This window comes from Acidobacteriota bacterium (assembly GCA_009861545.1).
Lineage (GTDB): Bacteria > Acidobacteriota > Vicinamibacteria > Vicinamibacterales > UBA8438 > WTFV01.
Map to the genome: position 1 here is coordinate 9,970 of VXME01000091.1, position 14,089 is coordinate 24,058.

Below are 14,089 nucleotides of genomic sequence, written 5' to 3' on the forward strand. Positions count from 1 at the left end.
AACCGGCTCGCCTCGACCATCAAGGCCGCGCGGCGCGCGGGCGAATCCGGCGCCCGCAACGCGCTCGGCATGCTCGCGGTCGGCGACGCCCGCGCGCACCCATCGATGTCTTCGGCGGAGCAGGACCTGCGGCGCCGCCTGCGGGCGCACGGGCGTCAACTCGGGGACGGGCGCGATGCCGAAACCGGCGAGCAGAAGATCGACCGCCTCGCCCACGAGGTGGCCTACGAGCACTGGCACCGGATGCTGTTCGCCCGCTTCCTGGCGGAGAACGAGCTCCTCATCGAACAGGAATCGGGCGTCGCCGTGTCGCTGGCGGACTGCGAGGAGCTGGCGCGCGAGCAGGGGCAGGATCGCTGGACGCTGGCCGGCCGCTTCGCCGAGTCGATGCTGCCGCGGATCTTCCGGAGCGACGATCCGGCGCTCGCCGTCAGGCTGGCGCCGGAGACGCGGCAGGAGCTGGAGCGGTTGGTCGAGGCGCTGCCGGCCGAGGTCTTCACCGCGCGCGACGCCCTGGGCTGGACCTATCAGTTCTGGCAGGCGGAGCGGAAGGACGCGGTCAACAAGAGCGGCGTGAAGATCGGCGCCGACGAGCTGCCCGCCGTGACGCAGCTCACCGAGCGCTACATGGTGCTGTTCCTGCTGCACAACACCGTCGGCGCGTGGCGTGCGGTCCGGATCCTGGCCGCGCAACCGGAACGCGCCGCGACCGCCGCGAGCGAGGAGGAGTTGCGGCGGGCCGTGCGCCTGGAAGCGGACGGGGGCTACGACTTCTCGTATCTGCGATTCGTGCGTGAGCCGCGGGACGGCGACGACGCGGAGCAACCGACGGGGCCCTGGCGGCCGGCGGCCGGGCGCTTCGAGGGCTGGCCCCGCACGGCGGCCGACCTCCGCGTGTTCGATCCCTGCTGCGGCAGCGGCCACTTCCTGATCGAATGCCTCGATCTGCTGGTCCGCCTGCGCATGGAGAAGGAACGGCTCGCACCGGGCGCCGCGATCGACGCCGTGTTGCGGGACAACCTGTCCGGTCTGGAGATCGATCCGCGCTGCACGCAGATCGCCGCCTTCAACCTGGCGTTGACCGCGTGGACCTGGCCCGATGCGGGCGGCTATCGGCGCCTGCCGGACCTGAATCTCACCTGTTCCGGATTGGCGCCCAACGCCCCTCGCGACGAGTGGACCCGGTTGTCGGATGATGCGGCCGACGCCGGAGGACTTCCCTCGAAGCGCGACCTGTTCGGCGTCGAGGACACGCTGATGTCCGCGCCGCTCCGCAACAGCCTCGGCGCGCTGCACGACCTCTTCGCCCAAGCGCCGGTGCTCGGCTCGCTCATCGACCCGCGCGCCGTTGAGGCGGATCTCTACCAGCACGACTACGAGGCGGTGCGGGGGTTGCTCGGCGTTCTGCTGGAACGGGAACGTGGCAGCGACGAGCGGACCGAGCGCGCCGTGGCGGCCCAGGGTATGGCGCGCGCCGCGGAACTGCTGGCCGGCCGCTATCACCTGGTCATCACCAACGAGCCCTACCTTGCCCGCCGCAAGCAGAGCGACGAACTGAAGCAGTTCGCCCAGGACCGGCACTCGGCCGCGAAGGGTGATCTGGCCACGCTGTTCGTCTCGCGCATCTTCGGTTGGCTCGACAAGCATGGCGTCCACGCGGTGGTGACGCCGCAGAACTGGCTGTCCCAGACGAGCTACAAGAAGCTCCGGGAGATGCTGCTGAAGCAGCGGACGTGGAACCTGGTCGCGCGGCTGGGGCCGGGCGCGTTCGAGACGATTGGCGGGCATGTGGTGAACGTCGCGTTGAGCGTGCTCTCCACGGACCGGTCGAGACCGGACTCGCGAATGGCGGGCATCGACGTTTCCGGTACCCGGGACCAGAAGTCAGTCCGGGCGGATGAGAAGGCAGTGCTTCTCCGCGGAAGAACGCACGGTGCTGACGTGGGCCACGCATCGAACGGAGCGGTCCACGTGCTTGGGCAACGTAGGCAGCTCGACAATCCGGATTCAATACTCCTGTTCAACAGCGGCGCCAGCAGTGAACACCTCTCCAGAGTTGCCTTGGCATACCAGGGAAAGAAGTACCCGAACGGTCTTCCCGAACCGTACTCCGATGATCCGACGCAGTGGATCTTTCACGGCCACCCGTGCGGAGGTATCGCGTGGGACGAGGACGCCAAGCGGATAGTTCACGGGCCACGGCGAATCGATACGACCGTTCTTCAAGTCGCGGTCGCGCGGCTGCTGGGGTACCGCTGGCCCGCCGAGCAGGATCCCGAGCTTCGGTTGGCGGCTGAAGTACGGGAATGCGTAGCGCAGTGCAGGAACCTTGCCGAGTTCGCCGACGCCGACGGCATCGTCTGTCTGCCTCCGGTTGGCGGCGAGTTCGCAGCGGCTGACCGTCTGCGCCAACTGCTCGTCGCCGCGTACGGCACCGATTGGACCGCGGAGACCGAACGGCGACACCTGGTCGCAGCGGCCGGAAGATCCGAGCCTGTCGATTCCATCGAAGCGTGGCTGCGCGACCGCTTCTTCGAGGAACACTGCCAGCACTTTCTTCAGCGTCCCTTCGTCTGGCACATCTGGGACGGCCGCCGCGACGGTTTCCATGCATTGCTCAACTACCACCGCCTCGCGGGTTCAGACGGCGTGGGCCGCCGCACGCTCGAAGCGTTGACGTACAGCCATCTTGGAGATTGGATGGCGCGTCAGAAAGCGGACCGAGACCAGGGACTTGATGGAGCGGATGGGCGACTTGCGGCTGCACAGGACCTTCAGCACCAGCTCAAGAAGATCATCGCTGGCGAGCCTCCGTGCGACGTCTTCGTCCGCTGGAAGCCTCTTGGCGAACAGCCGATCGGTTGGGAGCCGGACATCAACGACGGTATTCGGATCAACATCCGCCCGTTCATGTCGGCGGATCTGTCGAGGCGAGGCCGGGTCGGCGCTGGCATCCTGCGCGTCAAGCCGAAGATCAAGTGGTCCAAGGACCGGGGGCAGGAGCCAAGAAACTTGCGCTCGCAAGACGAGTACCCGTGGTTCTGGGGCTGCCCTGGCGACCGCACCCAGACCGAGCGTACCGATTTCCGCGGCGGCGCGGATTTCGATGGCAAGCGCTGGAACGATCTGCACTATACGAATGCCGTCAAGCGGGCCGCACGGTCGCGAAGTACGGTCGAGGCGGGCTCATGACGGGTGCGTTGCTGTCGAGGCAGTGTGGGCGACAGCGTCCCGCGGCGCCTGAGGCCAACAGGACACAGGCGCAATTTCCGGTCGTCCCGCCGGCTAAGGCCGGGGGGGCGTTTTTGGCGTTCGCGGCAGGAGACGCGTTGGGCTGGCCGCAGGAGATTCCGCGCAACGTGCGGAGCAGTGCACACGGCGCGTCGCCGCGGATGGAGTTTCAGACGTGGACCCGGCGGACCGGCGGCCGGTTCCGCCCCTACGAAGAGACCATCGGAGCGGGAGAGTACAGCGACGACACACAACTCACGCTTGCCGTGGCGCGCAGTAGGACGAATCACAGCGCCGACTGGTGGAAGGCGTTCATGCGGGTGGAGCTGCCGCGCTGGACGATCTACGAACGCGGCGGTGGCGGCGCGACGAAGCGGGCGGCACAGGCTTGGCTCGCCGGCAGCCCGCCGTGGCAGTCCGGCAAGATGGATGCTGTCCGCCGGTATTTCGATGCCGGTGGCAACGGGGTGGCCATGCGCGTGCTTCCGCACGCCCTGTTTCTCGCGGGCCAGGACGACTCGGCGGTCTTGGTGCATGACGTCGTACGTGACGGGGCGGCAACGCACGGGCATCCACGCGCGCTGGTCGGCGCAACCGCCTGCGCGTACGCGGCATGGTCGCTGGCGCGCCGGCACCGGACGCTCGGCTTCGGAGAACTGCTGGATCTGCTGATTGATGAACACAGCGGATGGGGCGCGTTTCCCGACATGGAGCGCGGCGGCGAGGCTTGGTCCGCCGCCGCGGCTCGGGTGCTCGACGAACCCTACGAGCGTCTCTGGCAGCGCACCGTCGACGAAATGCGGCAATTGCTGGAACAGGCCCGCAACGGAATCCGGGCGGGTGCCCTGGCCGACGATCGCGCGGTGCTCGACGACCTCGGATGCTTCGGACGCTTCAAGGGGGCAGGCACAGTCACTGCTGCTGCTGCTGCGTATCTCGCGGCGAGACATGCCGCGCAGCCTGCCCAGGGCGTACTCCGGGCGGCCTTCGAGCGCGGCACCGACACGGATACGCTCGCGGCAATGACCGGGGGGCTCCTCGGGTGTCTCGCTGGCGACGAGTGGTTGCCGGCGCCCTGGCGTGATGTGCAGGACGCTGCCTACTTGCGTCGCATCGCCGGTCAGGTGGCCCTGGGACCGTCCGGTGCCGAACAGCGGCCGGTGGAGACGCCAGCGGCCACGCAGTCGATCCTGACTGACCTCGCCCGAAACGGGGATCATGAAGTGGCTTTGGGAGAATCGACACGCGTCCAGGCGACGGCGCTACCGGATCTCAAACCGCTCTCGAATTCGATCACTGTGCACGCGTGGCGGCTCCGAACGCCCGAAGGGCAAACCCTGTACGTCACCAGAGTCGAGGAAAACAGGCGGTCACGCCGCGCCGGCCCGCCAAAGGCCGAGCCGTCTTCGGTTCGGCGGCCGTCTTCGGATCCTGCGACTTCCAAGTCCGACCCAGCAACACCCGCGGTCTCGGATTCCGGAGCCGACGTGGCGGTCGATCAAGGTGATGCGCTCTACGCCGAATTCCAACGGCAACTGCGGACACTGTTGAGCAACGGACCGGCGAGGCCCAAGAGAATCGAAGAGGCGCTGGGACTCATTCCCCTCCAAGTTCGCAAGTGGCTGGAACGAATGGAGCATGGCGGGGAAATCGAACGCGCTTCCAGGAATCCGGTGACGTACGCCCTGACGCGGAAGACGCTGCTGTGATGACCACGTTGGCTCCATCGCACTTGGAGGCTCTGAAGTCCTTCCTGCTTGAGTTGCGCGCTACTGGCGACGACGGCTTTGAAGGCCTGATGGCGAGCGTTCTGACAAGTATCACCGGAATATCGTTCAGACTGGCGGCCAGCGGATCGCAATTCGGCAGTGACGGAACTGCCGTCAGAGAGGAAGATGGTGTCTCCTTCGAGTGCAAGCGCTACAAAGACAAGATTCCGAGAAGTAAGATCCTGTCGAAAATCGCTGAACTCTCGCTGAGTACAGCAAGTGTCGATGCCTGGGTTCTCTGCGCTACCTCGAAAGTATCGGCTCAGATAGCCTGCGACGTACGAAAACATGGTCGGGAGTTCGGAATCGGTACGATTGTGCTGGATTGGGCAGGCGTTCTTCCCAGGTTGGCTGTCGCGGTCGCGATGTCGACGGACGCCACGCGACAAGCTCTCGGTGCTGACGCTTCGGTTTCGGCGGCCGTCCAGGCGGTCCGGGCAACCAGTGATTTCAATGCATGCGCCGAGGAACTTCGTCTCGACCTCCGGGAACCGCTGGTCGGAACAGAGGTCGCACGGCAAGCGAACGCCGCTTGGCTGACGGCGGCTCTCGCCAGCCGAGAGCAGGCGATACTCGCCTTCGGCGAGCCATTGTCGCCGCTCGATGAGGCACATGGCACCGCACGCCTGCGAGCGGATCTGGTCGCAAGGGTCCAGCCGTTCATGACCGGCGATGCGGCCGGCACAATCCTGTGCGTGCTCGGTGGAGAGGGAGCGGGAAAGTCCTGGTTGGTTGCACATTGCTGGTCTCGCGTCGACCGAAGGCCGTTGATGGTCGTACTGCGTCCCAGGGACTGCCAGGAAGTCGTCGGGCCCGACGACTGCGAAAGTCTGCTCGCTTCCGAACTCCCCGCACAGGCCGGCGGCCCTGTGAACGACGGCGTCGTATCGGGTTGGCGCCGGAAGCTGGCCCGTTGGCGCAACGGTCGTCGTCCCGACCGTCCTCGCCTGATCGTCGTCATCGATGGTGTGAACCAGCGTCCGCAGGTCGACTGGGCTCGGGTCATCGACGCGTTCGGCGACGCGCTGAACCGACTCGGCGGTCGGCTCATCATAACGGTTCGCACGACCTACTACGAGGCCAGACTCCAACCTCGTTTGGTGGCGCCGGTCGAAGAGTTGAGCGTTCCGGAGTGGACCGCAACTGAACGCGACGAGATCCTCGCCGCGAATGGAATCGACCATACCGTTCTTCACCGCGGCCAGGACGCTCACGCAGCGGTTGGACGTTCACTTCTCAATCCGCGCCTGCTCGGAATAGCCGTCCGCCTTCTGAAGGTAAAGACTGTAGAACATATCGACGAGTTGAGCGTGAATCACCTGCTGTTCGAACACCTCCGAACCCGCGAGCAGGAAAGTCGCAATCCGGAGCCGGCGCACGAGTGCGTGCGTCGTCTTCGAACCCATGCCGAAGCGGTTCTGCGCCGACACCAGAAGGGCCTGAGCGATGACGTCACTGTCTTCGATGCTGAGGATGTACAGAGTGTAGCGGACGGAAGATATTTCGTTCCGGTGGACGGAGATCCGACGCGCTACGCGCTGCACGACGACGGTTTGGTACTCGCATTCGGTCTAGTCGTGCTCGATCGGTTACGCATCGCATTGAGGAACGATCGAGATCTCGCGGCCGAACTGGATGCAGCTATCGATCCCATCGCCGCTCTTGACCAGACGGCAGCCGCACTGATGGGGGCGCTTACGTACGCGTGCATCGACGACGAACAGCCCGACGAAATCGTGGTCGCGCTTCTGCGCGCCTTCGCGGAGCTCCAGAATCCGAACCACGAGGATCTGGAGGCATTCAAGTCGCTTGCCCGCACGAGGTCACCGGCGTTCCTGGAAGCTGCGCGCCGTCTGTGCTTGGCGGGATGGAACCAGCCAAATGTCGATTGGATCGAAGCGGCTTTGGTGTCTTCCAAGGCGCACGACGATGTGCTGCGGAACATCCAGATCGCTGTCGCGGGGTGGCTGCGATGTTTTTCGCTGGAACCCAGCGTGGGCGTCCGCGGGGGAGTGAGCGCCGAAGAGAGAGCCAAGGGAACGGAGAAAATCAACGACGACCTGCGGTCCTTGTCGAGCGCAGAACGACAACTGCTGGAAGGCATGGAGGAGACAGTCGGTGATATCGAGGCTCTCACTCGACTGGCATTCACCCTCATGTCGGGCGGGCCGATCGCACCATTCGCGAAAGGCATTGTTCAGTGGTGTCTTGCGCACATGCTCAACCAGAAGGGATGGCCCTACGACGTACTCGGATACGTCGTCAGGCTCAACCGCGTCGACTGGAGGGCTGCGCGCGCGGGGTTGTTGAAGGAAGGCGCCATCTTCCGTAGAACCGACGTATCCCGACCCGGATCCTGGGCTCTGATCGTGCTGCTGGAGGCGACCGGAGAACCCGGCGACGCGAGGGAGGCGGAGGAGCTGAGGGCCAAAGTCAGCGACTTCGAACCGCGGAGGGGTTGGAGACTCGTGGAGCAATACTGCTCGTCCGACCCCTGCGATCCGTCGGCGTCGAAGCCGATAGGCATAGCAGCTACGGCGGGCCGTTACGAGACGATAGACGTTTCGTCGCTCTACGGTGGCCCATACCGTACCGGAGAAGACCTTTTCTGCGAGATGGCCAGGCCGGGTGTCGTGCGGTTCGAAGCCGAAGTCGGAGTTAGCAAGTATCGGGAATTCGCCGAGGAGGTCTTGAAACGCCGAGGAGCTTCCTTGAAGCGGGGGTTGTTCTTCCTCCGGCCGCACAGTGCTCTTCTGACGAGGGAAATGGCGCTGAAATTGGCAGCGGAGTGCGAGAAGCGTCTCGGGGCGACTTCTGATGTGCCGGAGAGGGATCGATGGTGGATGGCGCAGGACCAGTTGCTTCTCGCGTTTCCGAAGCTGAGCGCGGAGGAACAGGTGAAGGCACTGTTGGGAACGACGGTCGGGAAGGACGTCCTGCGGTCGCTGTTGGGCGTGATGAAGCCGTTGGATGAAACGGTTTTCGACCGCTACTTCGGCGGGGCATGCGACGAAAACAATCCCCGCAGCCAGTATTTCCTTCTAGTATTCGCGAAAGGCAGCGGTACGCTTGTTTCCCGGCGTTCCCGGGACTATATCGCGTTGCTGACGACCTCGCAGTCGGAGCTGGTCCGAATGGCCGCATTGGAGAGGAGCTTTCGCCTCCGGGACGAGAAGCTCATGAGACAGGTGGTTGATTCCGGGTGGCGCGCGGAGAGAGGAGAGGAGAGGAATAGCTACGAGAATGCGTATGGCTCCGCGATTTTGGCGGAAGGGGTGGTGCGCGACTGGATCTCAGTCGATGAAGCATTGGATAAGATGTCTTCGCGACACTACGGCTGGGCTGCAAGATGGCTTGGCTCGACCGCCGCACAAGAAGTTGCGCGACGGATTGACTTTTCTATAGGCGCTGCGCTCGGAGTGCAGGTGGAGAACACGCTGCCGGACGTAGAGTACCGGTGCCGGCAGGAAGGGCAGCCGAACTCGTTTCCGTACTGGGTAACAGAAAGGGAAGGACAATCGGATGTTGTTGCCGAAGCAATGAAGCGTCCACGGAGTGACGAGGCATTCGAAGAGCAGGAGAGGCGGCGGCACGAAGCATTCGAGACGTTCAGGAAGAAGGTGGATCAGGCGAATGCGGGGATCCTGCTCGACGACATCGCCAAGGAGGAATTCGAGGCGATTGTGGATGCAGCTCCAGACGTCGCGGATCGCTGGTACCGCTTGTTTTCGGGACTGAGTGAGTGTGGAAGGCAGCCTGTTCACAACCTGGTTCTGATGCTTGCGTACGCGTTGCGAGAACGATGCCCGAAGCGGGCCGTGGCGCTGCTCAGGGCGGTCTACGGGCAGGTTGGACCCATTCGGTTCACGGTCGGCCGCGCGAGAGTGCCGCTGGCGGCGGCGATTGCGTGGAGTGCGGCAGGGAGTGACGCTGGACGTGAGTGGTGCCATGAGCGGCTGAATCTGGCGAGGAATGATCATGAGCTCGCCGTGGAGGTGTTGGCTGCCTTGTCGAGTCGGGAGGAGGCGGCGTTGTCCGAATTCATTCGCGAGCGGCTGGACAGGGAAGAGCCGGAGGGCATCGCGAGGGCGCTGCTCGTGGCGGGATTCTCGAATCAGGAGGATCGGAACAAGGACGTGCTCTATCGCTACAGAGAAGCAAAGGGGTTCATTGGCGAGGCGTACAGGGCGGCGAAGCATGCACTTGATCGGGACGGATGGGCTCGGTACTGGTTCGAGGAGATGTGCAAGGCGGACCGCCCGACGGAGTTCTGGCGGTATTCCATACTGTTCACCAAGATTGTGGACGGCCGGTTCGCAACATGGCACTCCGAGTACACACGGCAAGAAGAACCGATGCGCCTGTTTTGGCCGAGCTTAGACGGGGAAGTGAACAGGCGGATAGAGAAGTGGCGCAAACACCGGGAAAAGACGCTGTTCGGCGGGAAGAGGCCGGCGGACGTGTTTCTGCCTGTCGGGAAGAGGCCCAGGTGATGCGTGGAAATGCGATGGCGGTGGCGCTCCCGTGGGGTTGCATGTGATGGCGGAGTGCGGACGACCGGTCGGACAGGAGACACCCTGCGATGTCCATCCTTGACGCGTCGTTGCGGAAGACCTGGGAGGCGTTGCGCGCGCAGAAGCAGGTGCAGGACGACTTCCTCGACGAGGTCCGGCTGAAGGGCCTGCGCGGGATTCGCAACCTGCGGGTGGCGTTCGACTACCCGGTGTCGGTGGTCGCAGGCCCGAACAGGTGCGGCAAGTCCACGGTGCTGTTCGCCTGCGCGGCGGCGTATGCGCCGGCCGGTCGGAGCGCTCGCACCCATACACCGGCCGCGTTGTTTCCGGGCTTCTCGGACGGCGGCGAGAGCGGGTTCGTCGACGAGGGGGGCGGGACGGCACTGGAGTTCTACTATCTCGCCGCCGGCGCCCGCTACTCGATGGTGTGGAAGAAAGGCCGGTCGTGGAGCCGGAGCTTCATGGGCCGGAAGGACGTGCGCCAGCCCGAACGAGCGTTGTACCTCCGAACGCTCGCCAACCTGACGAATCCCTCCGAGGTGCGCGGCCTGCTGCAGCTCGGTCGCGGGACCTTCGACGCGGAGGAGATCGCTCCCGATCTGCTGCTGTTCGCCCGCCGCATCCTGCCGCAGAAGTACCACGGCGTCTCGCTGATTCGCGGGCGCAACCGGGACCTCCTGTTCGCCGGGTTGGACCACCATGACGCCGTCCGCTACTCGGAGTTCCACATGTCCGCGGGTGAGCGCGCCATCCTGCGGATGTCCAAGGACGTCTCCAGCCTGAAACACGCTGTCGAGCACGACCGGGCTGTGGGTCGTCACCACCACCTGCAAATCGCAGCAGCAACTCATGCTGGAGCTGCAGCGGATCGCGCCGCCCGAAGGCCGGATCTTCCTCAAGCGGGATGCGGCGACGCTCGACGTCACGCGGCGGCCTGGCTGGCGCGACATCTTCCAGAAGGCCCTGTACGGCCTTCCGCCACCTCGTCCTCGCAGAGGATGGACAAGCGATCCGTCGACTGGGTGATCCTGGGCGTGCTCGACGTGTTGAACTACCGCAACGGCACCCGCCACGACGACTTCGTCATCGGCCGCGATACCGGCAGCGACGAGTTCCGGGGGCACGTTCACGCGTTCGGCAAGTTCGGGAGGCTGGCCGGCTTCGTCTTCGTGCTCGCCGGCGACGCCGAGGACAGGGCGCCCGCCCCTGATCGAGGCGGCGAGCCGGTACGGCCACAAGCTCGACCCCCTGTTCCTGCCCGGCCGCAGCGCGCCGGAAGCGTGGATCTGGAACGCCGTCCGGGACCGGCCGGACGAGTACGCGCGGGAGTACGGACTGACCGTGGCGGACCTGCGCGCACGACTGGCGTCCATCGAACAGACGTTCGCCGGCGACGCGACGACCCGCCGGCAGGACATACCGAAAGCGATGGTGCGGGCGTTGTCGGACGAGTTGACGCGGTCCGTGCCCGAGATTGCGCGGATCGCCGGCAGACTGGAAACCGAGGCGGCCCGTGGAGAGATGGCCGCGTTCAGCGTCGGGCTCACGGAGCAGATCGACGCGTCGCGGCAGGCAGGCGCCCGCTGATGGCAGAGTACCCGTGGTTCTGGAGCTGTCCCGGCGTCGGCTTGCTGGCCGAGCGCACGGATTTTCTCGGCGGCCCCGAGTTCGACGGCAACCGCTGGAACGACCCGCACCATACGAACGCGGTGAAGCGGGCCGCACGGGCGCGCGAGGCGGTCGAGGCGGGCTGGAGGGAAGGCGATGGTCGATGATCGGGATTCACGATGGCGGTATCCCGGCGCACGCTGGTGGAAGTTCGATCTGCACACGCATACGCCGGCCTCGGTCGACTACGGCAAAGGGCCGACGCAGACGTCGCCGAGAGACTGGCTCCTGGACTACATGCGCGCAGGCGTGGACTGCGTGGCGGTGACGGACCACAACTCCGGGGAGTGGATCGACGAGCTGAAGGCGGCTCTGGCGGCGCTGGAACGGGAGGCATCGTCGGACTACCGGCCGCTGTATCTGTTTCCGGGGGTCGAGATCACCGCCAACGGTGGGATACACGTGCTGGCGGTGCTCGATCCCGGCAAGGGGGCGAGCGACGTCGCGACGTTGCTCGGCGCGGCGGGGTATGGGGGCGAGCCGGGGCGCAGTGACGTCGCCGCGAGCAAGGCGCCCATCGGGGTGGTGGAGGCCATCCTGGACGCGGGCGGCATACCGATTCTCGCGCACGTTGACGGCCCCTCGGGAGCTGGAGCATTGCCGGGCAACACCTTGAAGCCGTTGCGGGACGTGGAGGGGCTGCTCGCCGTGGAGGTGGTGGACACCGGCGGCGAGATACCCGGCGCGTACCGGAAGAATCGACCTGCCTGGGCGGAGGTGCTCGGTTCCGACTCCCACCACCCGTCGGGCGCGGACGCGGCGCGCTTCCCGGGATCTCACTACACGTGGGTCAAGATGGCCCGTCCATCGCTCGAAGGGTTGTGCCTGGCGCTGCTCGACGGCGGCGGCTTCTCGATTCGCCGCAGCGACGAGGCGGAAGCGCTGGATCCCTTCGCGAGACCCAGGCATTTCGTCGAAGCCATCGAGATCGGCGAGGCGCGGTACATGGGGCGCGGCGAGCCGTCGAGGCTCGAGTTCCATCCGGCGTTCAATGTCCTCGTGGGCGGGCGCGGCACGGGCAAGTCCACGGTTGTTCACGCACTGCGGATCGCGTCCGGCCGGGAACGAGAACTGCAGAGTCTCGACAAGGCCAGCGACCCGCGCGTGACGTTCGAGCGCTTCAACGGCGTTCCGGCCGACCGCCGCAGCAAGGGGGGGCTGACCGAGAGGACGGTGATTCGGTGGATCGTCATGCGTGACGGCGTTCGGCATCGGGTGATCTGGCGGCGCCAGGGGAACACCGTCAGCGTGCAGGAGGACGCGGGCGATTCGAATTGGAGGGCGGCGCCGGTCCAGGCCGTGACGCCGACGCGGTTTCCCCTGCGGATGTTCGGGCAGGGGCAGATCGCGGCCCTGGCGGGCGAGAACCAGCAGCCGCTGTTGCAAGTGATCGACGACGCGGCCGATGTGGTCGAGCTGCGGCGAGAGCTCAGGGAGGCGTGCCAGGCGTTCTACGCGTCGCGGGCGAGGATCCGGGAAGTCGAAGGCCAGCTCGCTCGTCGTGACGGCCTCGTGGTCGAGCAGCAGGATGTCGGGCGCAAGCTGGCCCGCTTTGAGGACGCCGGGCACCGGGACGTGCTGTCGGCCTACCGGCAGCGCAACCGGCAGCGGCGGGAGCTGGACCGGCAGTTCGAAGCGGCGGCGTCGATGCCTGCACGCATCGAAGTTCTGGCCGGCGAGCTGGTGGCCGATGACCTGCCGGACGGCCTGTTCGTTCCCGATTCGGCGGACGCGCCGGAGGTCCTCGACGTTGTCGGTCGTCTCGCCGCCGGCGTAGACCAGGCGGCGGGCCGGCTGCGGACCGCCGCGGAAGATCTGCGCGACGCCATCGAGACTCAGCGTGCGGCGTTGGAGAAGAGCGCTTGGCATACGGCCGTGGGTGACGCGCGCGCAGACTACGAGAAACTGGTCGGAGCTTTGCGCGCGGAGGGCGTCGACGACCCGAGCGAGTACGGGCGCCTGATGCAGGAGCGCCAGCGGCTCGATGCCGAGATCGAACGGCTGGACTCGTTGCGGGAAGAGCGCGACCGGCTGATCGAGCAATCACGATCGCGGCGGCAGGCGGTTGGGGCAGCGCGCCGGGCGGTGAGCGACGCCCGCGTCGCGTTTCTCGAGAACGCACTGGCCCGGAACCGTTTCGTCCGCATTCGAAGCCGCCTGTACGGGGGCGATCCGCAGGTGGTCGAGAGGTCGCTTCGCGACACGCTGGGCGTCACCGACGACCGTTTCGGCGAGGACATCCTGGTCATGGAGGGGGATCGTGCCCGCAAGGGCGAGGTCGCCGAGCTGCTCGCCGGCCTGCCGGACGATCCGGACCGGCGCCGCGAAGCGATCGAGCAGCGCATCGAGCGGCTGAAGGAACGCATGGTCGCGGCGGCGGCCGGGAACGGTGACTTCGGCGGCCACTTCAACAACTACTTCGAGCGCGAGTGCGGCAAGCGTCCCGAGCTGCTCGACAAGCTGCTCACCTGGTTCCCGGAGGACGGGTTGGATGTCGAGTACAGCCGGCGGGGAGACGGCACGGATTTCCGGCCCATCGGGCAGGCCTCGGCGGGGCAGCGCTCGGCGGCCATGCTGGCTTTCCTGCTGGCGCACGGCGAGGAGCCGCTGGTGCTGGATCAGCCCGAGGACGACCTCGACAATCACCTCATCTACGACCTGGTCGTACGCCAGATCAGGGAGAACAAGGCGAGGCGGCAGATCATCGTGGTGACGCACAACCCGAACGTGGTCGTGAATGGTGACGCGGAGATGCTCCACGTGCTCGACTTCCGTCGGGGGCAGTGCGTGGTGGGCAAGTCGGGGTCGCTGCAGGACAGGGAGTTGCGCGAGGAGGTCTGCCGCGTGGTCGAAGGCGGGCGCGAGGCGTTCGCCAGTCGCTACCGGCGTCTCGGGCGGAGTTGATGC

Annotated in this window: 5 protein-coding genes; all 5 read left to right on the plus strand. The window is 66.0% G+C overall.

All coding sequences use genetic code 11. The features are described from left to right. Positions 1-69 precede the first annotated feature (69 nt). The 5 genes from F4X11_14780 to F4X11_14800 all read left to right on the plus strand — a co-directional run bounded on the left by F4X11_14780 (position 70) and on the right by F4X11_14800 (position 14,086). The gene (locus F4X11_14780) at positions 70-3,192 is read left to right on the plus strand and encodes an N-6 DNA methylase (protein ID MYN66273.1); all 3,123 of its coding nucleotides are present in this window, start codon (positions 70-72) and stop codon (positions 3,190-3,192) included. Then, entirely contained in the window at positions 3,189-4,940 is a 1,752-nt protein-coding gene (locus F4X11_14785) for a hypothetical protein (protein MYN66274.1), read from the plus strand. The genes F4X11_14780 and F4X11_14785 overlap by 4 nt, the downstream gene beginning before the upstream one ends. After that, the gene (locus F4X11_14790; protein ID MYN66275.1) at positions 4,940-9,493 is read left to right on the plus strand and encodes a hypothetical protein; all 4,554 of its coding nucleotides are present in this window, start codon (positions 4,940-4,942) and stop codon (positions 9,491-9,493) included. The genes F4X11_14785 and F4X11_14790 overlap by 1 nt, the downstream gene beginning before the upstream one ends. An 89-nt stretch (positions 9,494-9,582) precedes the next feature. After that, positions 9,583-11,289, plus strand: coding sequence for a hypothetical protein (locus F4X11_14795; protein MYN66276.1), 1,707 nt, complete (start codon positions 9,583-9,585; stop codon positions 11,287-11,289). Further along, positions 11,279-14,086 carry an AAA family ATPase gene (locus F4X11_14800; protein ID MYN66277.1) on the plus strand — a complete coding sequence of 936 codons (2,808 nt, stop codon included), beginning with the start codon at positions 11,279-11,281 and terminating at the stop codon, positions 14,084-14,086. The genes F4X11_14795 and F4X11_14800 overlap by 11 nt, the downstream gene beginning before the upstream one ends. Positions 14,087-14,089: the final 3 nt, after the last annotated feature.

Coding starts and splice junctions, on each gene's coding strand:
- F4X11_14780 (MYN66273.1), top strand. CDS start 70: ATGCTCGCGGTCGGCGACGCCCGCGCGCACCCATCGATGTCTTCGGCG.
- F4X11_14800 (MYN66277.1), top strand. CDS start 11,279: ATGGTCGATGATCGGGATTCACGATGGCGGTATCCCGGCGCACGCTGG.
- F4X11_14790 (MYN66275.1), top strand. CDS start 4,940: ATGACCACGTTGGCTCCATCGCACTTGGAGGCTCTGAAGTCCTTCCTG.
- F4X11_14795 (MYN66276.1), top strand. CDS start 9,583: ATGTCCATCCTTGACGCGTCGTTGCGGAAGACCTGGGAGGCGTTGCGC.
- F4X11_14785 (MYN66274.1), top strand. CDS start 3,189: ATGACGGGTGCGTTGCTGTCGAGGCAGTGTGGGCGACAGCGTCCCGCG.